Source organism: Paenibacillus sp. FSL M8-0212 (assembly GCF_038004645.1).
Taxonomy (GTDB): domain Bacteria; phylum Bacillota; class Bacilli; order Paenibacillales; family Paenibacillaceae; genus Paenibacillus.
In genome coordinates, this window is sequence record NZ_JBBORP010000001.1 from 988,572 (window position 1) to 1,013,149 (window position 24,578).

14 protein-coding genes are annotated in these 24,578 nt (G+C 46.6%); 2 read left to right on the top strand and 12 right to left on the bottom strand.

The annotated features are described in order from the left end of the window. Positions 1–144: 144 nt before the first annotated feature. The 3 genes from gltB to MKX68_RS04605 all read right to left on the bottom strand — a co-directional run bounded on the left by gltB (position 145) and on the right by MKX68_RS04605 (position 8,486). The gene (gene gltB, locus MKX68_RS04595; protein ID WP_340909486.1) at positions 145–4,743 is read right to left on the bottom strand and encodes a glutamate synthase large subunit; all 4,599 of its coding nucleotides are present in this window, start codon (positions 4,741–4,743) and stop codon (positions 145–147) included. A 672-nt stretch (positions 4,744–5,415) separates the two neighbouring features. Continuing rightward, the gene (locus MKX68_RS04600) at positions 5,416–7,698 is read right to left on the bottom strand and encodes a YhgE/Pip domain-containing protein (protein ID WP_340909488.1); all 2,283 of its coding nucleotides are present in this window, start codon (positions 7,696–7,698) and stop codon (positions 5,416–5,418) included. 206 nt (positions 7,699–7,904) lie between these two features. Continuing rightward, on the bottom strand, positions 7,905–8,486 hold the full coding sequence (locus MKX68_RS04605; protein WP_036611349.1) for a TetR/AcrR family transcriptional regulator: 582 nt from the start codon (positions 8,484–8,486) through the stop codon (positions 7,905–7,907). A gap of 382 nt (positions 8,487–8,868) precedes the next feature. On the opposite strand from MKX68_RS04605, the gene MKX68_RS04610 reads away from it, so the two are divergent. Then, positions 8,869–10,083, top strand: coding sequence for an MGDG synthase family glycosyltransferase (locus MKX68_RS04610; protein ID WP_133386709.1), 1,215 nt, complete (start codon positions 8,869–8,871; stop codon positions 10,081–10,083). 274 nt (positions 10,084–10,357) lie between these two features. Here the strand turns inward: MKX68_RS04610 and MKX68_RS04615 are convergent, their stop codons facing one another. Then, on the bottom strand, positions 10,358–11,215 hold the full coding sequence (locus MKX68_RS04615; RefSeq protein WP_340909491.1) for a cell wall hydrolase: 858 nt from the start codon (positions 11,213–11,215) through the stop codon (positions 10,358–10,360). 130 nt (positions 11,216–11,345) lie between these two features. Then, positions 11,346–11,948, bottom strand: a complete 603-nt coding sequence (gene thpR, locus MKX68_RS04620) for an RNA 2',3'-cyclic phosphodiesterase (protein ID WP_340909493.1) — start codon at positions 11,946–11,948, stop codon at positions 11,346–11,348. Positions 11,949–12,155: 207 nt separating this feature from the next. Between thpR and MKX68_RS04625 the strand changes: the two genes are divergently transcribed. Then, positions 12,156–13,112, top strand: coding sequence for a D-2-hydroxyacid dehydrogenase (locus MKX68_RS04625; protein ID WP_340909495.1), 957 nt, complete (start codon positions 12,156–12,158; stop codon positions 13,110–13,112). 178 nt (positions 13,113–13,290) lie between these two features. Here the strand turns inward: MKX68_RS04625 and MKX68_RS04630 are convergent, their stop codons facing one another. The 7 genes from MKX68_RS04630 to MKX68_RS04660 form a co-directional block, all read right to left on the bottom strand. Then, positions 13,291–14,268 (bottom strand): TRM11 family SAM-dependent methyltransferase, encoded by a 978-nt coding sequence (locus MKX68_RS04630; RefSeq protein WP_340909497.1) that lies wholly within the window; start codon positions 14,266–14,268, stop codon positions 13,291–13,293. A 342-nt stretch (positions 14,269–14,610) separates the two neighbouring features. After that, positions 14,611–16,323, bottom strand: coding sequence for a HAMP domain-containing methyl-accepting chemotaxis protein (locus tag MKX68_RS04635; RefSeq protein ID WP_340909499.1), 1,713 nt, complete (start codon positions 16,321–16,323; stop codon positions 14,611–14,613). A 285-nt stretch (positions 16,324–16,608) separates the two neighbouring features. Further along, on the bottom strand, positions 16,609–17,634 hold the full coding sequence (locus tag MKX68_RS04640; protein WP_445671061.1) for an MsnO8 family LLM class oxidoreductase: 1,026 nt from the start codon (positions 17,632–17,634) through the stop codon (positions 16,609–16,611). A 21-nt stretch (positions 17,635–17,655) separates the two neighbouring features. Continuing rightward, a complete protein-coding gene (locus tag MKX68_RS04645) occupies positions 17,656–19,071 on the bottom strand; it encodes a deoxyguanosinetriphosphate triphosphohydrolase family protein (protein ID WP_076209597.1) in 1,416 nt (471 codons plus the stop codon). A 706-nt stretch (positions 19,072–19,777) separates the two neighbouring features. Continuing rightward, the gene (gene htpG / locus MKX68_RS04650; RefSeq protein WP_076327316.1) at positions 19,778–21,658 is read right to left on the bottom strand and encodes a molecular chaperone HtpG; all 1,881 of its coding nucleotides are present in this window, start codon (positions 21,656–21,658) and stop codon (positions 19,778–19,780) included. Positions 21,659–22,394: 736 nt separating this feature from the next. Next, positions 22,395–23,294 carry a nickel transporter permease gene (gene nikC / locus MKX68_RS04655; protein ID WP_124117053.1) on the bottom strand — a complete coding sequence of 300 codons (900 nt, stop codon included), beginning with the start codon at positions 23,292–23,294 and terminating at the stop codon, positions 22,395–22,397. Between the two features lie 230 nt (positions 23,295–23,524). Beyond that, a complete protein-coding gene (locus MKX68_RS04660; protein ID WP_340909505.1) occupies positions 23,525–24,529 on the bottom strand; it encodes an ABC transporter permease in 1,005 nt (334 codons plus the stop codon). Positions 24,530–24,578 lie beyond the last annotated feature (49 nt).

Sequence of the window (24,578 nt, forward strand, 5' to 3'; positions counted from 1 at the left end):
TCATGGCGATAACGTTTTTTGAAGGGGTTCTAATTTTGTCGAAAGCAAAATAGGAGCAATATGGTGCCGGAATGGCAACCACATTGCTCCTATTATTCTTAATACAACCTGTTCATGCACTTATACCTTTGAACAAGGAAGTTATTAACCTCCAGTACGTGCAAGTTCGCGCATATTCGCTTCAAATGCTGCAAGCAGCGCTGCTTCTCCCGTCAAACCTGTTGCCTGAATCCGTTCGATCTGTTCTGTCATACGTTTGAAGTCCTTCGGAATAACCCGAACGAACTGATTCAGCGCATCTTGCCAGTTATCCAGAACGCGCTGACCGACAGCACTTCCTGTATTGGCAACATGACGTTGAATCATGCCTCGCAGATCTGCACTTTCGGCCACATCTTCGATACGCTCCAAAAGAACCATTTCCAGATTACAACGTTTCAGGAATGTGCCTTCCGGATCATACACATAGGCAATACCTCCGGACATCCCTGCTGCAAAGTTACGACCTGTATCGCCCAGTACAACGACACGTCCACCTGTCATATACTCACAACCATGGTCGCCTACACCTTCAACGACGACTTTGGCGCCCGAGTTACGTACAGCAAATCGCTCACCCGCAATACCACGGATATACGCTTCGCCGCTTGTTGCTCCGTAGAGAGCCGTGTTACCGATAATGATGTTATCTTCCGCCTCAAACGTTGCTTTCGGAGAAGGCATCACGATCAGTTTACCTCCGGACAGTCCTTTACCTACGTAGTCATTGGAATCCCCTTCAACGGTCAAGGTCATACCTTTAGGTACAAAGGCCCCAAAGCTTTGTCCGGCAGAGCCGACAAATTTGAATTTAACCGTATCTTCAGGCAATCCTGCGAGTCCATATTTGCGTGTGATCTCACTACCCAAAATGGTACCTACTGCACGGTTAACGTTTGTAATTGGAAGCACCGCTTCAACCGGTTGACCGGATTCAATAGCAGACTGTGCCAGTGGCAGCAATTGTTGCATATCCAGCGTTTCTTCCAATTGGTGATTCTGATGCTGTGTGCGGTAACGTGCAGAGCCTTCCGGCATTTCAGGCACGTGCAGCAATACAGACAGATCCACACCTTTTTTCTTCCAGTGATCTACGGCTTCTACCGTTTCGAGGCAATCTGTACGTCCGACCATCTCCTGAATAGTACGGAAACCAAGATCAGCCATGATCTCACGCACATCTTCAGCAACAAATCGCATGAAGTTAACCACATGAGCCGGATCACCCATATAATTTTTACGCAATTCCGGATTCTGTGTCGCTACACCAACCGGACAGGTATCCATCTGACAGACACGCATCATGATACAGCCAAGTGCAACGAGCGGTGCTGTAGAGAAACCATACTCTTCTGCTCCAAGCAAGGCTGCAATAGCCAAGTCACGGCCGTTAAGCATTTTGCCGTCTGTTTCGAGGACAACACGGTCACGCAGATTGTTCAGCATCAACGTTTGATGTGTCTCTGCAAGACCTAGTTCCCAAGGCATACCTGCGTGGCGAATCGAACCTTGCGGTGATGCACCTGTACCACCGTCATAACCGCTGACGAGGATAATATCGGCACGGCCTTTGGCTACACCAGCTGCAATGGTACCCACGCCCACTTCCGATACAAGCTTCACGTTAATCTCAGCACGCGGATTGGCATTTTTCAAGTCATAGATCAACTCTGCCAGATCTTCGATTGAGTAGATATCGTGATGCGGTGGTGGCGAGATCAGACCTACACCCGGTGTAGATCCACGAACTTCAGCAACCCAAGGATACACTTTACGTCCTGGCAGTTGTCCACCTTCACCTGGTTTAGCTCCCTGAGCCATTTTGATCTGAATCTCGTCGGCATTAACCAAGTAGTTGGATGTAACACCAAAACGTCCGGATGCTACCTGTTTAATCGCACTGCGACGGGAATCCCCGTTGCTATCTTTAATGAAGCGAGCCGGATCTTCTCCACCTTCACCAGTATTGGATTTACCTCCAACACGGTTCATAGCGATGGCAAGATCTTCATGTGCCTCTTTACTGATCGAACCAAAGGACATTGCACCTGTTTTGAAACGACGCATGATATCTTCTACGGATTCAACTTCTTCGAGTGGAATGGAAGCTCCCACCGGTTTCAGCTTCAGCATGGAGCGAATGGTCAACAATTGATCATTCTCACCTTGTACAAGTTTGGAATACTTTTTATACAGCTTGTAATCCCCAGTGCGTACCGCATGTTGCAGGGTATGAATGGTTTGCGGATTGAACAGATGCTCTTCTCCGTCGTTACGCCATTGATAATCGCCACCGGAATCCAATACTTTATCGTTACCATCTTTCTCAGTAAAGGCACGGTTATGATGTGTCAGCGCTTCGGCTGCCACTTCTTCCAGCCCAATTCCACCGATACGGGAAGGTGTCCAGGTAAAGTAACGGTCAACGAAGTCTGATTTCAGACCCACCGCTTCGAAGATTTGAGCTCCACGATACGATTGAATCGTAGAAATCCCCATTTTGGACAACACTTTAGTAACGCCTTTGGTAGCTGCTTTAATGTAGTTTTTCACTGCTTTCTCATGCGAGATGCCACGCAGCAACCCTTGCTGAATCATGTCATCCAGCGTTTCAAAAGCCAGATAAGGGTTCACGGCACTTACACCGTAACCCAGCAGCAACGCGTAGTGGTGAATATCACGCGGTTCTGCCGATTCGAGCATAATGCTGACTTTGGTTCTGGTTCCCTGGCGAATCAGATGGTGATGCAGACCTGCTACAGCAAGCAATGCAGGAATGGCAGCATTCTCTGCGTCCACACCGCGGTCAGACAGGATCAGAATGTTATGACCTTTGTCGATGACACGATCCGCAGCTTCGAAGAGCAAATCCATCGCTTTGCGAAGTCCTTCTGCTCCTTCCGCAGCGGTGAAGAAGATTGGAATCGTCATGGAGCGGAAGCCTGGGCGACGCACATGGCGAATCTTCGCAAAGTCTTCATTGGACAATACCGGTGTATCCAGACGGATCTGGCGACAGCTCTCCGGTTCTGGATTCAACAAGTTGCGCTCAGGTCCAATGGTTGTTGCCGTAGACGTTACAATCTCTTCACGGATTGCATCGATTGGCGGGTTGGTTACCTGGGCAAACATCTGTTTAAAGTAGTTGTACAGACGCTGCGGACGATCCGACAGCACAGCCAGCGGTGCATCATAACCCATCGAACCCGTAGCTTCCATACCTGTTGTTGCCATGGGCTCCAGGATTTTACGCAGTTCTTCAAATGTATAACCATATGCCAGCTGAAGCTGGGTCACGTTATCATGTTTTGGATCAGGAAGTTCCGGTGCTTCCGGCAACTCGCTCAGATCCATCAAATGCTCATCAAGCCAATCCTGATACGGATTCTCGGCTGCAATGATTGCTTTTACTTCCTCATCCGCGATGATGCGGCCTTCTTGTGTATCCACAAGCAACATCCGACCTGGACGCAGACGATCTTTGTACAAGATCTCTTCCGGCGCGATATCAAGTACCCCAACTTCGGAGGACAGGATAATACGGTCATCCTTGGTTACATAATAACGAGCTGGACGCAAACCGTTACGGTCAAGTGTTGCACCAATTTGCAAACCATCTGTGAAGGCCATTGCTGCTGGTCCATCCCAAGGCTCCATCATTGTGCTGTGATATTCATAAAATGCTTTTTTGGCAGGGTCCATGCCTTCATCTGTGCTCCAAGGTTCAGGAACCATCATCATGGCCACGTGTGGCAGAGAACGGCCGCTCAGATACAGGAACTCCAGCGTGTTATCAAACATGGCTGTATCCGAACCGTCCGGATTGATGACCGGTTTTACTTTCGCGATGTCGTTACCGAACAACTCGCTCTCGAACAAGGACTGTCTAGCATGCATCCAGTTCACGTTACCACGCATCGTGTTGATCTCACCGTTGTGGATCATGAAGCGATACGGGTGGGCACGTTCCCAGCTTGGGAAGGTGTTTGTACTGAAACGGGAATGCACAAGTGCAATAGCCGATTCAACAAGGTCTTGCTGCAGATCCAGATAGAACTCTCCTACCTGTTCCGTTGTCAGCATGCCTTTATATACAATTTTGCGACAAGACAAGCTTGGAAGGTAGAATGAACCGCCTTCTGCTTCATCTGCCGAATAACGAATAGCCAGCTCAGCGCGTCTGCGAATAACATACAGCTTACGCTCGAATCCAAGCTCATCCTTCACATCTGCGGATCTTCCAATGAACACCTGACGTACATAAGGTTTCGCTGCAAGCGCAGAACGGCCAAGCATTTCATCAAAAGTAGGAACATCCCGGAAACCCAGGAACGTCTGTCCTTCTTCTTCAATAATCTTCTTAAGGCTCTCTTCATGTGCACTACGAATGGCAGGGTCTTGGGAAAGGAACAACATCCCTACGCCATAGAAACCCTGTTCTGGCAATGCAAAACCAAGACGTTCTGCTTCCTGTGCAAAATAGCGATGTGGAATCTGAATCAGGATACCTGCTCCGTCGCCGGAATTCGGTTCACTTCCCTGTCCTCCACGGTGCTCCATGTTACTGAGCATGGTCAGTGCCTGACTAACGATATCGTGTGAAGGTACTCCTTTGATGTTGGCAACAAAACCCATTCCGCATGCGTCTTTTTCGAACTGCGGGTCATACAGACCCTGTTTTGGAGGTAATCCGATGTGTCTCATGGAACGCAACCTTTCTATAATGAAGTATTTCGGAAAGATCAAGAACATAGGCAACAGGCAACAATGAAACGGGAGGAGCTGGCCTTTCGCTTGCGATAGAGCCTGCTAGATAGAAGAGGTGACAGCATGAGACTGTCAAAAATAATGCCTGCTATTGGGCAGAAGCCATTGAATGAGATGAGCTGATCCGGACGATCCGGCAAACAGCATGTATAAATCAACACGCAGCCGCTGGCACGGCTACTGAAATGGAGCGACGTTTTTTTGATATAGTTCTATTATTTTAACACCGACCTAACATCAGCGCAATTTAAACTTTTTAATACCTCTGATAAGAAATGTTTTGCAGTACAGCTTTACAGTAGTGACGTTTAAATTCATCTCTTTTTCGAATAATTATACACTTTTTATGCCAGAGTACAACTGAATTAAATTGCTGACAGAAGAAAATCGTTCCATGTGCGGCCTAGGTTTATCCATAATTCCACCAAATTTTCACTGCTTAAGCCAGCGAAAATTTACTTCTCTATGCATTTGTATACAAAATAGCCTGCAACCCCTTTTTGGGGCCACAGGCTATTTGCACTATTTGACTACTATATTGCATAATTTCACTACAAGAAAATAAAGTTTTTTTTCAAAAATATGACCCTGCTGAAGATCAGGTTCGACTTATGCCGTCACAACTTGACCAGAATCAGCGTGTTCGACTTCTTTTTTCGGACGTCTGCCATTCCAGAGGAAGTAAGCAAGCGTCAGCAGAATGGATACACCTGCATAGATGCTAAGAATTCCTGCCTGATGCCACATCACATCCAGATTACCACTCGATACCACGGCTTTGAAGCCCATAATGCTGTGTGTCATTGGCAACCAAGGGCTAAATGCCTGAAGCCATGATGGAATCAGTTCTACCGGGAAGGTTCCTGCACTCGCCGCAAGTTGGAAGACCAGCAGCAGAATGACAACATACCGTCCAGGCAGATCCAGCCAGGTTACAAGTGCCTGAACAATCAACATGAAGGTCAGCCCCGTAATAATGGTAAACAGATAGAACAGCCCTACGCTATGCGTCTCCAGTCCAAGACCATATAACATGAAGCTTGCCACGATAACCGATTGGAAAATGCTCACCGAGCCAAATACCAGTGTCCGGCTGACAAAACGATTCCAGCCTGTTGCACCAGGTACGGACGTTTCCCGCATTTTCAATACAATCGTGGAAATCAACGATCCTACAAACAGACCGATCGACAGGAAGAACGGTGTCAATCCTGTACCATAATTGCTTACGTTCTCTGCTGTGTTCTCCGAGGAGTTTACAGGTTCAGCGAACATGTTCACTACATCATCCGTTTTCTTAACTTCAGATGTTTTCTGTGCGGCATCATTCAGCTTGGTTTCAAGTTCACTTGAGCCATCTTTTAGTTCAGTAAGACCGTCAGCCAGTTTACCTGCTCCATCACCCAGTTGCTTGGAACCATCGGTTAGTGAACTAACGCCACCACTTAGTTTACCTACACCCGTTTGCAAAGCTGTTGTCCCTGAGCCCAGCTGCTTGGCACCATCTGCAAGCAATGTACCGCCACTTGCAGCATCACCCAGTTTGCCGCTGAACTGCTTCAGACCATCGGAGAGCTTCGCTCCCCCTTGACTAAGCTGTCCGGCACCAGCCAGCAATTGCTTCTGACCATCCACCAGTTGGTTCGCACCAGCAAGAAGTTGCTCCTGGCCTCCATGAAGCTCGACTGCACCCGCAGCCAGTTGCTGGTTGCCCTGATGCAGCTGATCTGCACCTTGCGCCAGCTTCTGCTCGCTCTCATGCAGTTGTGCACTGCCATCAGCGACAGCCTCACTTGCCGCAAGCAGCTTCTGTACATCCGCATTTTCGGCCAGTTCGGGGTTCGATGCAGCAAGCTGTTTCAATCCGGCGGCTACGCCCTGTGCACCATCAGCAACCTTGGAGCTGCCATCTACAGCCGATTGCAAGCCTGTTGCCAGTGTGCCGCTGCCCTGAACGGCACTTTGCAGACCATCCGACAGCTTCGCACTGCCCTGTTCTGACGATTTCAGGCCAGACTGCAACTTACTTGTGCCATCCAGTGAAGACTGGAGTCCGGTTTCCAACTTGGCGCTGCCATCCTTCAACTGATCTGCCCCGCTCTGAAGCTGGCTCGAAGCAGCTGCCTGAAGCTGTTGAAGACCGGATACAAGATTCGATGTTCCACTTTCAAGCTTGGTTGCCCCTGTGTGCAGCGCGTTAACACCATCACTTAACGGAGAAAGTCCTTCCTGAAGTTCAAGCGTTCCGGATGCAAGCTTCGCCAGGTTATCCTTGAGCTTAACAGCACCATCATCCAGTTTGCCTGCGCCGGTATTCAGTTCACCTGCCCCATCGCCTGCCTCAGCCAAGCCATCCGATACTTCGGAGAACTTGTCGAGCAATGTCTCTGCATAGGATTCCGTTACTTTGGCTGAGACTTTTGCTTTCAGGTCCTTAATAGCGGTCTTACCGATCTGTGCACCGACAAAGCTGTAATTGCCATTCGGTTCATAGATCAGATCAGCCGGCTCCGGCTTGTCATCGAGCAATGTTGTTGCTTGGGATGAGAAGTTCTCCGGAATCGTAATTTGCATATAATATTTGTCATTACTCATGCCTTCTTTGGCTTGGCTTGCACTGACAAAATCCCATTTGAAATCGGCATTTTTCTTCAGTTCATCCACCAGATCACTACCTACATGGAGGGATTTGCCCTCCAGCTCAGCACCTTTATCCAGATTGACAACGGCAACCGGCATCTCATCCACATGACCATACGGGTCCCAATATGCCGCCAGATAGATGCCACTATACAGGATCGGTATAAACATAATTGCAATAACAGGGATCAATACCTTCGGGTTTCTCACGGCCGATCCCACATCCTTGAAAAACACGGATAAAGATTTCATGTCATTTTCTCCCCTTAATCTCTCTGCTCCATGAGCAGGAATAACCATAATGAAATACAATGTCGCATTCCAGAAAACATACTGAAACACGAAGTGACTACTTTCCTCAAACGGTCACTTCAGGGCAAAAAAACAACCTGTCTTCCGACAAGCCTCCCTGCTTGATACGCATAAAAATCCTTATATTATAGTAGATTAAATTCGGATTACGTTACAGCAGCAATTCCTTCCATTAAGAAAAGGCGAAAGTAAGTCTTAATTTCCTCTTTGCTCAGCGGTTGATGTTGTTTGCTCCAGTCTGAGGTTAATGCAATATACAGGCGAATCATCATAAATGCGACGACTTGCGGATCACAATCTCGAATCTCTCCATTGTCTTTTGCTTTCTCAAGCTCCTTAGCCAGAAAGTCGGAGATTACTTTCTCCACCTTGTCCAAACCTTCCTTGGCCTGCAGCGTTCCAAAGTCCTTCAGCTCCTGAGATAACTTAACGAGCAGATCGTGATCACGACGAAACTCCAACAAGGCATCCAGTACTCGAAACAGATTATCGAAAAATGCACTTTCCTGATGTACTTCACGATGCGCGATGTTCTTCATTTCCTGAATCACTTCTACCAGGATCTGATCAAACAATTGTTCCTTATTGGTGAAAAACGTATAGATCGTTCCTTTGCCAACGTTCGCAATCTTGGCGACCTGATCCATCGTCGTTGCTTTGTATCCAAACATGGCAAACGACTGGGCTGCTGCATGAATAACCTGCTGTCTCCTGTCAATCGGAGCCATCTAATCCCTCCTTTAATCGCATTCATTGTTCAATCGCTCTATATAAATGACCAAAAATACAATTCAGTCATTCGGTCAAAAACTACAATACCACCTTCGAAAACAGATTGCAACCCTAACTTTTTAAAAATTGTGTTAATATTTTTTAACCTAAATGCAGTGGAAACTCCTTCTGTCGTCGTCTATAGTGTAAGATGACTCAGATAATACGTATATATAATGAAGTTTAGGTTGTCTCATTGTAAGATATATGGTGTAAATATTCATAGAAGAAACATGATTTTGCGCTTCAATGTATATTCATGTAGTAACGCATTCCATAGCTAGAATAAACAATGAATATCTTCATTTTGAATTAAAACTTATGAATAAAGGTGAACTCATGCGAAAACCAAGAGTGCTCTTATTATCGGAAGGTTTCGGTACCGGTCACACTCAGGCCGCTCATGCGCTGGCACATGGCATCAAAAAAGTCAGTCCACATGTTCACAGTCGTGTCATTGAACTAGGCAAATTTTTGAACCCAACCGTTGCTCCACTAATTTTCTCTGCATATCGAAAGACACTATCGGTTCAACCCAAACTGGTCAGCCTGTTGTACCGCACACAGTACAACAAATCATTAAATGGTTTTACCAAGCTGGCGTTGCACCGAATTTTCTATACACAGACGGCACAGGTCGTATCCCAACTGAAACCCGATGCGGTGATCTGTACCCATCCTTTTCCGAATGCTGTCATCTCCCGGCTCAAACGCCAGGGTCTGAATATCCCACTCTATACCGTTGTGACGGATTATGACGTGCACGGAACATGGATTAATCCGGAAGTGAACAAATATCTGGTCTCTACCCCTCAGGTCAAAGCTTTGCTTGAGATCCGTGGTGTCGATCCCTCCCATATTCAGATCACGGGAATCCCTGTGCATCCAGACTTCTGGGAAGCAGGAGATAAGGTGAAGCTACGGGAAGAGATGGGGCTTCAGAACATGCCTACGGCGCTTCTTATGGGTGGTGGATGGGGACTTTCGTTTGATGAGGATCATATGAAAGCTCTCACGTCCTGGGCAGATCGTGTTCAATTGGTCTTCTGTCTAGGAAGCAATGAAAAAATGATCGCAAAAATGAAGGAAATGCCTTGCTTCCAGCATCCGAATATTCGTATTCTGGGATATACACGGGAAGTAAGCAAACTGATGGATGTATCCGATGTGCTGATCACCAAGCCAGGTGGCATGACATGCACTGAAGCGCTGGCCAAGGGTCTACCGATGTTGTTCATTCCTCCGATTGCAGGTCAAGAGGAAGAGAACTGTGAATACTTTGTACAAGCCGGATACGGCCAGGTCATTCACTCTGCCGACGTGATCACCAATCGTTTCAGACAACTAGTGGAACAGGCGTCTACTCAAACTGAAAGCCCGCTGAACGTAGCACATATTTCAGGTAACCATTCGGCCTATGATCCGAAGTGCTGTGCTCAAGCTGTTCATAACTTATTGTTCCCGACTACGGCAGAAGTCACAACAACCTCCGTGGAGCGCTTCACAGCCGGAATTGCTGCCACGTCCTTGTCAGGTACCAGAATACCATTCTGACGCCTCTATGGACCTATAGAACAACTCTCACGAGGTGTTATAGGGGACAAGACAATTGCTCACGATATACAAAGAAGGTTCCCTTCCGAATTTTTGGAAGGGAACCTTCTTTTATTTTCACTAATTCCACCGTATGATTTGGCAGAAAAAAGGGTAATTTAGAGTATAACGATATTTTAAATAACGAAATAAAACTACGATTCAGGCTTTTTAAAGGGCCGTGTGATGCACACACAGTTAACTACCCTGCCTGTTTGCAGAATTTACGGGTCGATTACTTGTAAAAAGTATGATGACCGATCGTTTTTACTTTTTTCTGCGAGCGGGCAACTGTCAGATCGTCGGCAAGCGTCAATGATAAGAAATAATACGTATCATCAGCAACTTCCTTCTTCCCGTTCAACGCAGCATTCACTGCTTTGATGCTGTCCTCGTTGGGAACCACACGTTTCATACGTCCGTTCGCTACAGGACTAAACTGGGATTTCTGATAGATGACCTTGTAAATGGTATCGGGAAAATTGGCTGACCGCAGCCGGTTTAAGACAACATTGGCAACTGCCACTTTGCCTTCGTACGGTTCACCTTCCGCTTCTGCCATGACGATTTTTTGCAGCAGATGCAGTTCTTTATCGGACACACTGTATGACCAGGTTGCGAGTTTCGAGTCTTCCTGGTTCAGAAGTTTGGTCCGTGTAAAGTATAGTTTTTGGGGGGGAGTTGTTACAGCAGCGACTTCTTTGGCACGTTTCACTTTGGCCAATTTCAGTGCAGCTTCTTTTTTGGCTTTGGCCGCAGCTACCGCTCTAGCTTTGTTCTTGGCCTTGGCTTCTTGCAGTTCCTGCTCTTCTTGAGCAGTCGTAAGCCAGTTCTTCGCTGGCAGAGATTCAGTCCACGCTACGGTTTGGGCAGACAAATTAGAAGACAGACTTGTCCCATCTTCCATCATACGCCTCTCTTCTTGCGTAGATGTTTGGTTATTTTGCACAGAAGCCGCAAGTTCGGTCATCTGTTTACTATCACTAGCTTCATTCCACTTCCCCGTCGCCTGAACGACATTTACCCCCACTATACATACAAGCAGCACTGTTAACATCGGTGCTACCCAACGATTTTTGCTTATAATGTTCATTCGAAGATTCCTCCTGTCGAAACAATTCCCTTAACTAAGTAACCCAAAAAAAAGAATTTGAATAACGATGGCTAATATTACATAGGGATAAACGTTATGTCAATGTGATTTTATGGCATAAAAATGATTATCAGGAAAAAGCGAACGTATCCACGACCTCATACATTGGCGATTGGCCCAGCCTTGTCACATAAAGTACAATGTACTCCACCATCCATGAATTAGCACCTGTGGAATGTTCCGGAAGCACTCCAGATACCCCTTTATTTTCATTACCTGGAAGCTGTCCCAGATATTTTCTGGCAATGGTAATGTGGGGAGCATAAGGTCTTAATTCAGCTTCATACCCAAGGGGCGAAGTCGCCTGCACGATTTGTTTTTGCAATGAAAACAAGTGCTCTATCTCTCCGCTAACACCCTTCCAAAGCACCTTAGGTGCTTCTTCAAGTCCAAATGTGCCCCAATCGGAAAGCTGAAGTTCAAACCGCTGAAATCCGCTTGCTGCTGAGCGCAATGCTTTTCGCAGGTGCCCGATGTCACTAACTAACGTATCCCCCAGAAATTGCAAGGTTATATGATAATCTCTATGATCTGTCCATTTACGAAAATCTAGCTTGTTCTGTACAAGCCTTGCATCCATCTGAAGAGACTGCTGAACAGTAACAGGAATACGAATTGCCACAAACAATCTTTCCCGTCGGGATGAATGATCCTGATGTGATTGGTTATTCATTGCATACACCTCTCTAAAGTTCGCTCTATTATTTCATGACTATACATATCGTTTCAAGTTGGGTAAGTATAGAGTGACACAAATATAACCATTTGCAAATAAGGCTAGATTCCTGCATTTCCCACCTTAATGCACATCCAACACCAAATCTGATACACTTTAATTATCAAACTCATCAAACTATTTATCTCAGGAGGACCACACATTATGGGTAAAATTGTATGTTTTCCATCTCTATCCGAAGAACAGCAACAACGCATTCAGAATGCTGCACCGGGATACACCCTGAAATTCGGAAAAGCCAAGGAATTGGACCCTGCTGAGTTGAAAGAAGCTGAGATTATTCTCGGCTGGTCCCCACTCGTCACAGAACATGCATTGAAACAGGACAGCCTGTTGAAGTGGGTTCAGGTCTGGTCTGCCGGTGTGGACAATCTCCCCTTCGCAGATTTGCAACAAAAGAACGTTCAGGTCACCAGTGCAAATGGAGTTCACGCGATTCCAATCACCGAAATTATTCTGGGCATGATGTTATCCCACAGTCGCTGGCTGAGACAAGCTATGCTGCATCAACAGCAGGCCGAATGGAAAGCTCCTGCCAAACCATTGCCGGAACTGCATGGCAAAACAGCAGTCATCGTTGGTGTAGGTGAGATTGGCACAGAAACAGCCCGTATTCTCAAAGCCCTCGGCATGCGTACGATCGGAGTTCGCCGCTCAGGTAAGGATGTCCCCAATGTGGACAAAATGTACGACATGACCGGTTTACATGAAGCCTTGAGCCAGGGCGATTATGTAATTAACATTTTACCGCTAACTGATGAAACCAAACATATATATGATCAAACTGCATTTGAGCAGTTCCGATCCGGTGCCTGCTTCGTCAATGTGGGCCGTGGCCCCAGTGTGAAAACGGAAGCGTTGCTGAATGCACTCCAAAACGGCCAAGTTGCCTTCGCCGCACTGGACGTGTTCGAAGAAGAACCTCTTCCTGCAGACCACCCGCTATGGGGCATGGATAACGTGTTAATTACGCCTCATATCGCAGGAAGTACAGAGCAATACGCGGATCGAGCAGTCGATATTTTCGTCAAAAATCTGGAAGCTTACGTCGCTGGCGATACCCTGCCGGTGAACCTCGTGGATTATAGTCATAAATATTAACACAAACACCCGTTCCCATGCAATATTGTGCAAATCAGATCAACGATATACATTGAACTAAAGAATATTTCTGTCCTCTACGTTCTCGTCTAAACAATTAGTTCAATGGATATTGTAAGCAATAAAAAACTCTACCTCTGGAAATTTCCTCAGAGGTAGAGTTTTTGTTTTTTTGCGCTTACATACACAGCCAAATATGACGTATAAACGTGCCTTTGTGTACTGTTCGGTACTCTTTTACAGTCCATCCCGCTTCCAACAAGTGCTCTTCTACCCACTCTGTGGAAACAACCACTGCCCGTTTTGCCAATCTGCGCAAACTCTCCAGCATGGCTCGTTGCTCACCATCTGGAAGTACAGAGCAGAGATTATAAGGCATGTCCAGAATTGCTGCATCATACAGATCTTGCAGTTCATTCATATCCCCCAGTGTGATTCGATTCGAATCATATCCATAATGCGGCAGATTAATTCGCGCACCTCGGACAGCCAGCGGATTCAGATCGTTACCTTTTGCATCAATTCCCATGGATAAAGCTTCAATGACAACCGTTCCCATACCACAGCATGGATCAAGTAACCGATGGTTTTCTACTCTCGGAACAGCAATATTAACCAGCGCTCTCGCAAGCGTGATGCCAAATCCAGTCGAGTAGTTTTGCGGCTTCTGCCGATGAATCTGCCATGATCGATCAGCTTCTGTCCACTGGCCCAAGATCCATTTTTCTCCTGTTCGGATTAGGCCGAAAGTCACCTTAGGTTGCTTCATCTGTGCCTTGCCTTTAATGCACATGCCAACTTCTTTTTCCAGTTGGCGAGACTGTTCATAATCAGGGGCATGATCGCCTTCTTTCAGACAAACTACCTTAAATGTCTCTTCTGGCAACAGATGAATCTCTTTGGCAAGAGGAAGCAGATCAGTCACGCTGCCCCCTTCGCCGATCACGTCCAGTCTGCCGTGGATAAAAGGGCTACGTCCAGGTGGAATACATCGTTCAGACCACACATACGACCCCATATCCATACGGATCTCTGAACTCGGTTCAAGCAGCGTATTCAGCTCCAGCATGCATAATTCGCGCTCGTTCTCGTGGCAAGCAAAGGTGTAGAGGTGTTTCCCAGAAGTACCGTGTGTACCCAGTGTTTCATCAGGCAAAATCCTCCTCCCCTTCCTTCATTAATCATGTTTCTTCTATATAAATAGTAAGCTCATTGAAGACATATCAAATATCGGCTGTTACGAAAGCTTCAGGTAGTCATTGTATACAATGTTAGACCGCTAGACAACTATCCATTTCCTTGCACGTATCTATTTGGAAAGAAAAAAAATAAGGTGTTCCCATTATTGAGGAACGCCTTACTTTATTTTGAGATTATAACATTGGAAATCTAATCGTTCTTGCCAGCAAACGTTATAGGCCAACAGCTCATATATCATACTGATTTCTCACCAATCGCCGCCTGCGTGATTCCAGCTTCTTCTATTATAAGAAGAAGCTTATATTTTTAATTTTTCAATGGATGTAAGCAAATCTTCCGATAATTCTTTCAGACTTTGAATGTTGCCGCTAATCGTTTCCATGGAACTTACCTGCTCTTCCGCCGATGCAGAAACTTCTTCCACACTCGCTGCCGATTGTTCCGAAACAGCGGAAATCTGCTGACTGAAATCATTCATTCGTCCGCTTGCTTCCTGCATGCCTGCCAGTCCATCTGTCATCGTGCTGATGACACCAACCATGCCTTCCACCGATTCGTTAATTGTACGGAAGAGTTGACCTGAAGCAAGCACATGTTCCTGACCCAGTTCGGTCTCCTGAACGCCCGTACGTAATTCCGAAACCACCCCTTGTGACTCTTGCTGAATATCCTCGGTAATCACCGTGATCTCTTCAACCGAAGTCTGCACAGCCTCAGATAACTTCCGCACTTCTGATGCAACTACAGCGAATCCACGTCCACTCTCTCCCGCACGTGCTGCCTCAATAGATGCATTCAATGCCAAAAGATTGGTTTGGCGTGCAATGTCATGAATGACCTGAACCAGTTTGGAAATATCTTCATTTTTACGATTCAACCGTTCCATCTTGTTCATGGAAGCCGAGACCGAACCGGAAATCTGTTGCATCTGCTGCACCGACTGTTCCATCGCCTTGCGACCATTCAGCCCTTGTTCCAGAACAAGATCCGACATGACGCGCAACTGGCTGCCTTGTTCCGTATGATTTTGAATGTGATCATTCAACGCTTCAACCGTCCGGGCTGATTCCACGGCTGTCTCTGCCTGGCTCTCTGCGGCCTTGGCTGACTCTTCCATGGTCACAGCAATTTGACGACTACCAATCTTAACCTCTTCTGAGGATATTGCCAGTTCCCCACTTTGCAGATTGACAGCTTCCGCAATTCGTCTGACGCTCAGAACCATGGAAGTCAGGTTACCTTTCATGTCATTCACCGCTTTGGCCAGAACACCGACTTCATCCTCATGTTTGGTATGTATGTCCTGAACATTCAATTGGCCTTCTGCAATCAGTTTCACCGCACTAATGACACGTAGCAGTGGTTTCACGACTTGTGAACGAATAATCGGAATGCTAATCGCTGTAATGACAATCATGACAAGAACACCGATAATGATGCTTAACCTACCATCCTGCACCGATCTGATCGTTTGGGCCGCCGCAAGATTGGACTGTTCCTGATTGTATTCCACGAGATAATCGAGATCGACTTGCATGGTGTCAAAGGAATCAGCACCTTTATCAGCTACTTCCTTCGCTAGCTGTGTCTGACCCTCATCACTCAGCTTAATCGATTGCGTATTAATCTTGAGATATGCTTCCCACTTGTTCTTGAACGCAGTCCAGTGTTCGAGCTCTTCCGGAGACTTCTCCTGCTGATCATAGATTTTAATCGCCTGCGTCGTTTCACGAATATACTTGGTACGCTCTTCTGACAAAAATGCCTTGTCTGTTTCTTCCGCGTCAAAGTGACGATAACTTAGTGACAGGACATGCTCTGTGGTATAATTTAACCGGTTAATTTGCTGGATTGATGGCATCCAATTGTTCGTAATTTCATTAGTGTTGGTTTCAATTGAATTCATCCGGGTGACAATCGTGACACTCAAAATAATTAAACAGAGGATTAACAAGTAGAACGCGATGCTGATACGCAGACCGATACTCTTGATCTTAAATCTGCTGAACATATGATTTCCCCCTTGACCTCTTCGGTCATCCCGAATTCAGGTGCTTTTGTCATTGTTTTCCCCTTCTTTTGACCTCTTGTCAAAAGAGCTTATCTATATTATATCGATAGGAAAATAGACGTAAAGTATTATAACATTATTTTGTCATTAAGATGCTTGGTTTTGTAAAAGATTGTTGAATCTTGACAGTGTCCAAACCGAAGAGCTGCAGCATACGGTAAAGTCCCGATCTGCAGCTCTTCGGTTTGTTCGGATTCCAACGGCTAACATCATAAAGCGATCAGCCTAGTTCAGTATTGCTGTCTTATGCTCAGCCAGCAATCGATATGAATCCAACCTGCGCTCATAATCTGGTCCTGCCGTAACCAGAAGCATCCTCTCCGTATCCAGCCTGCGACTCACCTGTTGCAATCGAGCCCATACCTGCTCAGGTGTACCTGCATAGTGCCGTACCGATTCATTTTGATCACTAACGGCTTCATCACTCGTGTTAGAGACCGCGATACCACTTGAATTCGGCTCCGTTGAACGTTCTTCCCCATCCAGCTTGCGCCTCTCCGCCATGTCACGACTCCAGTCCAAAGCATCCGTCTCTGACTCGGCACACAATACGCTGACTGCCACCATAACCTCAGGCTCCTTCATCGTTGCACTAGGAATAAATCCTTCTCGGTATCGCCTTACAGCCTCTGTACCATCGGCATCACTCATGAATTGACCAAAGACATATCCCATGCCAAACCGTGCCGCAAATTCTGCACTCTTCACGTTAGTTCCCAACATCCAGAGTGATAACGGAAGCTTGGGAATCGGACGAGCTGTCACGGGATGATCCTCGTACATGTAGCGGTCTTCGAGCAGTTCCGTGAGTGCTGCGAGCGATTCAGGCAGCTTGGACACATGCTGCAAGTAATTGCCACTGAGTGCCATCGTGGCATGAGGTCCACCGCCAGGAGCACGTCCGAGCCCAAGCTCAATGCGCCCAGGATAGAGCGCAGCCAGCAGGCGGAACGACTCCGCAACCTTGAGCGGGCTATAATGCGGCAACAAGACCGCACCAGAGCCAAGCTGGATCGTTGTTGTCCTTGCTCCGATGTGGGATAACAGTACTTCGGGAGAGGCCGATGCCAATTCAGCCATATCATGATGCTCTGATGTCCAGTATCGGGCGTATCCCCAAGCCTCGGCATGTTGCGCAAGTGTCAGCGATTGTTGAAGTGCCTGTTCCGCTGTGGCATCGTTTAACCTTGGCACAAGGTCAAGTACGCCCAGACTGAACATCTCACTCATTCGCTTAGCCACGCGTCTCATCTCCCTTTATATCGGTTAATTTTAATCCAGATCGTAGATCGAACCCACCTTCAGACCGTAGAGTTCATTATATATTTTCTCGGCAAATGCATCCGTCATTCCTGCGATATAATCGATCACCATGTGTTCCCAAGTCCAGATCGGCTGGGCTTTGGCTTGATCCTTCTCATACCGCTGCAGCCAGTCGGATGGAATAATCGATTTGGACGTTTCCGGATCGAGGAATGCATCCCATAATCGCTTAATCATCCACTCACTGCGCTTCTGTAGACGCTGTACACGTAGGTCACGAATCATGGTCACCCAGGCAAAACTCTTGAGCACACTCACCGTACGCAGCATATCAAGGTCTTCAGCCCCTTCACGGACAAAAGTTACCTTCTTCCAGTCACCGTCGTCAATAACGCCCAGGCTGCCTACAAAAAAGCTCACCCAATAGGCTTTCACTTCACGACGGGTACGCGAGTAATCATGCTCGCAGAACGGCATCTTCTCATTCCAGATGCGCAGGAACGAAGCGAGGACCTCTTCTACCTTTTGCCCAATCGCTTCTCGGGTCCATCCGTTCCAGAACAGATCCTCCAGCGTTGTAATTTTATCCACAATCAGTCGATTCACATGCGGATCTTGCAGGAAATGCTCATGTACTTCAATTTTACCTGCTTTGATGCCATCCTCGAGGTCATGTGAGGAGTACGCAATATCGTCGCAAAGGTCCATCAGCTGTGCTTCCAGCGTCTTCTTGCCTGCCGGCACGTTCCAGCGATCACGGATCTCCCGAATATATTGCCACTCATGATGATACATGCCTTTTTTGCTCTCTGTCCCAGGGTACGGATATTTGTTTATCCCTAGTAATACCGCATCAGACAGATTCAGTCCGTCGATATCTTCACGTTTCTCCAAGTGCATAATGAGACGGAAGTTGTGTGCATTGCCTTCAAAATGCTCGTATTTTCGTTTTAACTCGGCACGGACTTCAGACTCCACCTTGGGAACTTTGGCACTGCGGCTTTTTTTCATGATTTTCTTAGCCTCGGTGTTAATGAGGTCATCCAGAATACCATCTAATACTTCTTCACCTTTATGTCCAAACGGCGGGTGACCAAAATCATGTGCGATTGCAGCGCACTCCACCACTTCTGAATCAATAATAAGGCCGGGGTTGTCCGCACGGTCCCAGTCTACCTCAGGAAAACGGCGAATCAAACTTCGGGCAGCCTCTCGTGCAATCTGTGCCACCTCCAGGGAATGGGTCAAACGAGTACGATAATAATCACCCGTTCCTGCGCCAAACACCTGCGATTTGCCTTGTAACCGACGGAAGGTCGGTGAATGAATGAGTCTGGAATAGTCCCGTTCATACGCTGCACGAGATCCATCCAATTTGGTTAATTCAGGATATTGTCTATGTTCTCTCAGATCGTTCCATTGCATGGGGATCACTCCTAGCCGACTGTCTCTATTTTGAGTGATTATACACAACATCTGTGGTTTCGAAAAGTAAAACCTGTCTGCGATTGTCATCTCTTCTTACATCAACTTGTAATGAACAGTCATCTTCTCTTATTATACCCTGCCAGACTATCATCCGTGCATCTAAATGACAATGATTCATATTAAACTCACACTATCGTGACTAATGATGAAAAAAAGTGACTTAAACAGTTTGCGTGGCCGTTCCGGTTACGGATCGTTCTTCTGATCGCTGTTGTCTCCAGGTTTTCTGAATCCCTTTAATAAGGGAAAAACCCGGAGACAGCTTATGCTTCCGATGCAGCTTTCTTACAGAAAGCTTTCAGGCGAGCGCTTCGCTTCTTCAGAATCGATTCCGTCCCCTTCACTACTTTTGCTGTCCTTTAAATACAATATGGTATTCACCAGTTATCTCGCTAAAAACGAGTGAAAATCAAGTTCAACTTAGAATAATATCATCCATCATTACAATGATAGTCTGCCTCCCCTGTGCCCTCCCCGTTGTGGGTAAAAAAAACAAAAACCGACAGGACGGAAATGCCCTGTCGGATGAATATGGTGGGTGCAGCGAAGTGATTTAACTTCTAAACTTAATGTTCACGTAGTCTACTCTCGAAGCTACGTGAATTTTTGCATCAAGGATATTATCGCACGCTTGTACGAAAGTTTACACCATAACCTTACAGATATCGTTGGTGAACTCTACTGGGTCCTGAATTGGCAGTCCCTCGATCAGCAATGCCTGATGATACAGCAGGCTTGTGTAAAGGTTCAGCTTTTCCTGATCCTGCGCGAAAGCGTCTTTCAATGATTTGAAGACATCGTGATTTACGTTGATTTCCAGCACTTTGTCGGCTTGTACGTTTTCGCTGTTCGGCATAGCTTTCAGGATTTTCTCCATTTCAATCGTCAGCTCACCCTCAGTGGACAAACATACCGGGTGGCTTCTGAGGCGTTTGGAAGCTTTAACCGCTTTGACTTTACCAGCCAATTGAGCTTGCATTGCTTCAAACAACTCTTTGTTGTCATTGTCCTGAGCGTCCGTTTCTTCTTTGTCCGCGCTATCTTCGATACCCAGGTCACCACTGGAGATGGATTTGAATTCTTTCTCCTTGTAGTTCGTGATCATCTTGATCGCGAACTCGTCGATGTCATCGGTAAAGTACAATACTTCGTACCCTTTCTCAAGAACACCCTCGATCTGTGGCAGCTTCTCAATACGGCTAATGGACTCACCGGATGCATAGTAGATGTACTTCTGATCTTCCGGCATTCTGGAGACGTATTCGTCCAGGCTCACGAGTTTGCTCTCTTTAGAAGACGTGAACAACAGCAGATCCTGCAATGTATCCTTATTCACACCATAGTCGCTGTATACACCATATTTCAATTGACGACCAAACGCTTGGTAGAACTTCTCGTAGTTCTCACGCTCATCCTTCAACAGGCTTTGCAGTTGGCTCTTGATTTTGTTCTTGATGTTCTTCGCGATCAGGCTAAGCTGACGGTCATGTTGCAACATCTCACGGGAAATGTTCAGGGACAGATCTTCGGAATCTACCATACCTTTAACAAATCCGAAGTAGTCTGGCAACAGATCCCCGCATTTATCCATGATCAAAACACCGTTGGAGTATAGCTCAAGGCCTTTTTCATACTCTTTCGTATAGTAGTCAAACGGCGTATTCTCCGGAATAAACAGGATTGCATTGTATACCACTGCGCCATCTGCACTGATATGCAAGTGTTTGAGCGGTTTGTCAAAACCGTAGCGTTTTTCCATATAGAAGTTAGTGTAATCTTCTTCGGTCAATTCGCTTTTATTTTTACGCCAGATCGGTACCATGCTGTTCACGGTTTGTTCTTCTTGATATTCCTCGAACTCGTTCTCTGTGCCCTCTTTCGGACGTTGACCCGTTACATCCATCTTGATTGGGTAGCGAATGAAGTCGGAGTATTTTTTGATGATGGATCTCAGGCGGTACTCTTCCAAAAATTCGTCATACGAATCTTCTTCGGTATTTTCTTTGATCGTCAGGACGATCTCTGTACCTACAGAATCTTTCTCAGCTGGTGTGATCGTGTAACCATCCGCGCCTTCGGACTCCCATTTCCAAGCCTCGTCGCTGCCCAGCGTTTTACTTGTTACGGTCAGCTTGTCCGCCACCATAAATGCCGAGTAGAAACCAACCCCGAATTGTCCGATGATGTTGTGGCCGTCTTTTGCTTCATTTTCTTTCTTGAACGCCAAGGAACCACTCTTCGCAATCACGCCCAGATTGTTCTCCAGCTCTTCCTGCGTCATCCCGATTCCGGTATCCGTCAGTGTGAGCGTGCGGTTTTCTTTGTCGATTGTGAGCTTGATGAAGTAGTCCTCTTTGTTGAAAACGAGTGAATCGTCGGTTAGTGCTCTGTAATAAATTTTATCAATGGCGTCACTGGAGTTGGAGATCAATTCTCTCAAAAAGATTTCTCTTTGGGTATAAATGGAGTTGATCATCATATCCAGCAAACGTTTGGATTCTGCCTGGAATTCTTTTTTAGCCATGAGTGGTTGGACTCCTTTCAAATTGGGATATCGAATGATTGAGTTGAAAATAGGAAGTAACTGAGATAATCCTGCGGCCATTAGTAGACTCAAAAACCTTGATCGCTCTAGTCCACAGATATGTGATTCACTCTAATGGCTCATTATAAAAAATAAGTGCATGACGTTCTGCAATATAGCCGTTCCGATTACGAATCGTTTTTCGGATCGCTGTTATCCCCGTATTTCTTTAATTCCCTTTTTAAAAAGGGAATTAAAGAAATACGGGGATAAAGGCGAACGCTCTGCTTCCTCCAAATCGATTTCGTCCCCTGCACTATTTTTGCATCTGATCAGCGACTGATTTTTTAGGATAGAGATCATCAATGAAGTGATATCTTTTATTAAACGTGGAATGCCGCTTCAGGTCTGTTGTGCCCCTTTGGAATTCGCATGTCTGACTCAGGTTCAATATCTATTTTCAAAAACAGAATCATTCCATATGTAGGCTTATAGTAAAAACATCATTTGTTAGCACTCTAATGATCGGAGTGCTAAACCCTTCCTTTTATATAACATATGGGAAAATTGGGTGTCAATACGCAGGCGGTTATTTTAACAAAAAGATTGAATACCCCTTCAACTTTTGCACATCACCAATCATTTTAACGTAATCCCGCAAGTAAAACAAAAGCCGCCTCGAACCAAAGTTCGAACCGGCATGGTGAAAGACATTTACGATTAGAGTTAGAAACTACTACTTTTTGGCCATTTTCGGATCAAGGGTATCGCGTAGTCCATCGCCCATGAGGTTGAAGCCGAGCACGGTCAACATGATGGAAACGCCGGGGAAAATCAGTGTCCACGGTGCTTTTTGTATAAACTGACGGGAGTCCGACAGCATTTTTCCCCATTCCGGGTCGGGTGGTTGCGCACCCATGCCTAGAAATCCGAGTGCAGCGGCCTCGATGATCGCCGTCCCAATTCCAAGTGTACCCTGCACGATCAGCGGAGTAAGGCTGTTGGGCAAGATGTGACGAAACAAGATTCGCCCGTTGCCTGCTCCAAGTGTCCGTGCCGACGTAATGAATTCCTCCTGCCTCAAGCTGAGTACCCGTGAGCGCACCAATCTTCCGTAGGTCGGGATATTCACGATGGCGATGGCGAGCAGTGCATTTTGCAACGACGGGCCCAATATCGCCACAATGGCGATGGCTAGCAGGATCCCGGGAAATGCGAGCAAAATATCAAATAGACGCGAGATGAGCATGTCCGCCCATTTTCCATAAAAACCGGCAATTAAACCAAGCAACGTACCCGCGATAATGGAACCAATGACGGAGAAGAAGCCCACCCACAAGGAAATACGCGCCCCATGCAGCACTCTGGAAAACACGTCACGCCCCAGATCATCGGTACCAAACCAATGCTCTGCCGAAGGGGCCTGAAGCCGATCCACCAGCACCTGTTCCTTGTAATCGTAAGGTGCGATATATGGCGCGAGGAAGGCCAACAGGATAAAAAATACGATAATAATCAGACCTGCAAGCGCAAGCCGATTTTTCCGAAACGTTCTCCACGCTTCCCGCCATGGACCGGATGTGCTCGCCGACGCAGCGTCAATGGATGGTCCGGTATTGGTCGATAATTTGGCCATGCGGTGTCTCCTTTCTTGAACATGAATATAACAAAAGATCAACGAGTTCTATTACACTCAAGCACTACGATTGCATTACAATCTTCCGATCGCTGTTATCCCCAGATTTTATTGATCCACCTATTTAAAGGTGAAAATCCGGTGATAAATGCGCAGCCTACGCTTCCGATGTAACTTTCTTTCGGAAAGCTTTTAGCTTCGCTTCTGCAGAGTGGTTCTTTATTGAGTCCCTATTTATAACTAATTCGTGGATCAAACACAGCGTAAAGCAAGTCCACAATCAGATTGATCACCACGAAAAAGAATGCCACGATCAGAATGCCACTCTGGATCACTGGATAGTCCCGCGAACTAATCGCTTCATATATATAACGTCCCACGCCAGGCCAAGCGAAGATCGTCTCAGTCAACACCGCACCCCCAAGCAACGATCCGGTCTGGATGCCGATAACCGTAAGTACGGGAATAAACGCATTTTTGAGTGCATGTCCATATACAACAAAAAACGGTCCCAGTCCCTTCGCCTTTGCAGTACGAATGTAATCGGAACTCATCACTTCCAGCATGCTGGAACGCGTCATTCTAGCAATAACGGCCATCGGAATCGTACCAAGCGCAATACTTGGCAGAATCAAATGTTTCGTTACGGTCCACAACTGATTCCATTGTCCAGCAATCATCGTATCCAGCACATACAAGCCCGTAATGGCTTCCACCGGATCACGTGCATTCATTCGTCCAATGGACGGCAGCCACTGTAACTTGTTCGCAAACAGCCATTGTTCCATCAAACCTAGCCAGAAGATCGGCATCGATACGCCCACCAAAGCAATGACCATACAGCAGTAATCAAACCAGGAGTTGTGCTTCCATGCACTGACAATCCCGGCATTCACCCCAATAATGACAGCAAACAACATACTCGCCATCGTTAATTCAAGGGTTGCTGTCAGATAAGGCACAATTTCCTGGGCAATAGGCACCTTGGTGCGGATGGACGTTCCCAAGTCTCCTTTGAGCAAATCGCCCAAGTAGGCGAAATATTGCTGGAACCAGGGTTTATCCAGACCGAGCTGGTCACGAAGGGCCTGCTTGGATTGTTCGGTTGCCTTTTGCCCAAGTATGGTCTCAGCGGGGTCACCCGGAATGGCGTGGATGATGGAAAAGACAATCAGGGTCATGCCCAGCAGTACGGGCAGCAACACAAGCACACGTTTGACAATATAGCTGTTCAATCCTGTTCACCTGCCTTCGACATATCGTGCAAAATAAAAAGCGCCGGCA

What these genes read in the sequence shown, in the direction of transcription:
- MKX68_RS04600 (WP_340909488.1), bottom strand. Translation starts at nt 7,698, where the DNA reads ATGAAATCTTTATCCGTGTTTTTCAAGGATGTGGGATCGGCCGTGAGA.
- MKX68_RS04610 (WP_133386709.1), top strand. Translation starts at nt 8,869, where the DNA reads ATGCGAAAACCAAGAGTGCTCTTATTATCGGAAGGTTTCGGTACCGGT.
- MKX68_RS04645 (WP_076209597.1), bottom strand. Translation starts at nt 19,071, where the DNA reads ATGCAATGGAACGATCTGAGAGAACATAGACAATATCCTGAATTAACC.
- thpR (WP_340909493.1), bottom strand. Translation starts at nt 11,948, where the DNA reads ATGAATAACCAATCACATCAGGATCATTCATCCCGACGGGAAAGATTG.
- nikC (WP_124117053.1), bottom strand. Translation starts at nt 23,294, where the DNA reads ATGGCCAAATTATCGACCAATACCGGACCATCCATTGACGCTGCGTCG.
- MKX68_RS04635 (WP_340909499.1), bottom strand. Translation starts at nt 16,323, where the DNA reads ATGTTCAGCAGATTTAAGATCAAGAGTATCGGTCTGCGTATCAGCATC.
- MKX68_RS04625 (WP_340909495.1), top strand. Translation starts at nt 12,156, where the DNA reads ATGGGTAAAATTGTATGTTTTCCATCTCTATCCGAAGAACAGCAACAA.
- MKX68_RS04640 (WP_445671061.1), bottom strand. Translation starts at nt 17,634, where the DNA reads ATGAGACGCGTGGCTAAGCGAATGAGTGAGATGTTCAGTCTGGGCGTA.
- MKX68_RS04605 (WP_036611349.1), bottom strand. Translation starts at nt 8,486, where the DNA reads ATGGCTCCGATTGACAGGAGACAGCAGGTTATTCATGCAGCAGCCCAG.
- MKX68_RS04615 (WP_340909491.1), bottom strand. Translation starts at nt 11,215, where the DNA reads ATGAACATTATAAGCAAAAATCGTTGGGTAGCACCGATGTTAACAGTG.
- htpG (WP_076327316.1), bottom strand. Translation starts at nt 21,658, where the DNA reads ATGGCTAAAAAAGAATTCCAGGCAGAATCCAAACGTTTGCTGGATATG.
- gltB (WP_340909486.1), bottom strand. Translation starts at nt 4,743, where the DNA reads ATGAGACACATCGGATTACCTCCAAAACAGGGTCTGTATGACCCGCAG.